The following is a 1,417-nucleotide window of genomic DNA, read 5'->3' as shown; positions in this document are numbered from 1 at the left end:
GGGATTCCCGTCGAGTAAGAACTAGCCATTCGCTCGTAGCGAGTCTTGGAGGGCTAAAGGTAACTTTAGTCTTTAAGTGTAGACAGTTAGGTAGCGGGCCGAAAGCCAAATGGTTGAAGGGATTGAGCCCCATAATGTTAGTAATTCGAGAGGGCTGATGCTTTACCTGCAGCAGAAAGCAATATTTCATTCTTCGTATATGGCAAGAAGAATGAAACCTCTCTGGGGTCAGAGACCTTGGCACGTTACACATTGATATGATACGGCAACTCGGGAGACCCTATCGGTCTTTTCTTGTTGGAAGAGTATGGTGTACAAGCGATAAAAAGTAAGGAAGCCAAATGCCGATTTAGGGAGTCGGATAGCAGCGTAGTACCAATGAAGTTGGGTAATGCCGATGGAGGAAAGGCTAGCTACCAGTTATCACCCATATTAGGGACACATTTACTACACACAGAGGTAGGAATGATAAATGGAAACAAGACTAATAAGGATAGCAGAAATAGCAAATCAGATCCTAGAAGATTAGCTATATTTTGTGAATGGTAACTAGGAGGAGCCGTGTGCGTTAATTGCGCAAGCACGGTTCTGGGAGGGGGGAGGACACTATCTACCGTAAGGTAGAGAGGTTCTCTTCTACTCGACTAGCTTAATAAGAACAGGACAATCAAATACTATGCAGAAATATAATAAGATGACATTGTATAAATATTTAGAAAAAACAGTAAATAAAAATTAGGAGTGTTGGTTATGATTCATGCAAAAGATGTTTTATCGGATCAATTGTTGGCAAATGCTAATGACCCAAGTTGGTACCTACCATTTTCAGATTCAGTAGAAAGATTGTCTGAGGAACATGCATTTTGGAAGCCAAATGAAGAAAGTAATAGTATCGCTGAAATTGTGCAGCATCTACTATATTGGAATCAAACATGGCAAACAAGGTACCAAAAATCTCACGTTGATGCTGTGCCTTCAAAAGGAAATAATAATAACAGCTTTATTATTCCTGAAAATCATACTTTTGCTGACTTAAAAAAACAACTATTAGAGGTGCTTTTACGTTGGCAAGAGTTATTATCTGAAGAAAAAGTTGAGAGAGAAGTTAATGGTTATCCTGTACAAGTGAAATGGTGGGCAATTCTCGGAAATGTGTCAACTCATAACGCATATCACATTGGTCAGATCATTTATATCCGGAAGTTGCAAAATAGCTGGAAAATAGATGCAGGAGTAGGTGAATAAATTAAAGTTGCACTAGTGCCTACTTGAACTAAAGGGTGCAAGAGTTGAAGATCGAGCTGCCATTTTGGTGGCTTTTTTCTTGTTCAACTAAATGGGCAGGTTAGCATTCCTGTAGATCGTTATTTTTCGACTTTGAAAAAAATAGGACTCCTAAGTAAGATATGAGTATAGA

The 1,417-nt window shown here is 39.2% G+C and carries 1 protein-coding gene; it reads left to right on the top strand.

Going from position 1 to position 1,417, the window contains the following annotated elements; all coding sequences use genetic code 11:
- Positions 1-750: 750 nt before the first annotated feature.
- The gene (locus FS608_RS29705; RefSeq protein WP_144556148.1) at positions 751-1,245 is read left to right on the top strand and encodes a DinB family protein; all 495 of its coding nucleotides are present in this window, start codon (positions 751-753) and stop codon (positions 1,243-1,245) included.
- Positions 1,246-1,417: the final 172 nt, after the last annotated feature.

The organism is Bacillus sp. X1(2014) (assembly GCF_007678255.1).
This window is presented reverse-complemented; position numbering and strand designations above follow the sequence as displayed.

Coding starts and splice junctions, on each gene's coding strand:
- FS608_RS29705 (WP_144556148.1), top strand. CDS start 751: ATGATTCATGCAAAAGATGTTTTATCGGATCAATTGTTGGCAAATGCT.